Here is a 384-nt window from a genome sequence, read left to right on the forward strand (position 1 = left end):
ACTATTCACGGACAACTTTTTGCTCTACGGTGAGCACGATCTGTTCGCCTTTGATGACTTCTCCTCAACCTTGCATGTGTTCGCCAGCACGACTAGCACTGTCACTAACGCATTACGTAACACCCGTCAGCAACTAAGGGCCGAGACACTCAAGCGCAGTCTGCAGCCACGGGGGTTGCCCGAGCAGCAGACCGGGCCCGCGCACGAACCCACGCTCCCCCCCGATCCCGAGCCCGAGCCCGAGCCCGAGCCCGAGCCCAAGACCATGCGCCGCCCCTCCGGCCCTACCGCCGTCAGCTCGCCTGCCAGCCCACTCGGCCGTCGCCCCGCCATCCGCCGGCCCGCTATCCGTCAGCCCGCTATCCGTCAGCCCGCCATCCGGCT

The 384-nt window shown here is 65.9% G+C and carries 1 pseudogene; it reads left to right on the top strand.

Annotated elements, in window-relative coordinates:
* A pseudogene (locus UK12_RS43880) lies at positions 1-384 on the top strand (hypothetical protein); the annotation flags it as partial.

This window comes from Saccharothrix sp. ST-888, assembly GCF_000955975.1.
Taxonomy (GTDB): Bacteria; Actinomycetota; Actinomycetes; order Streptomycetales; family Streptomycetaceae; genus Kitasatospora.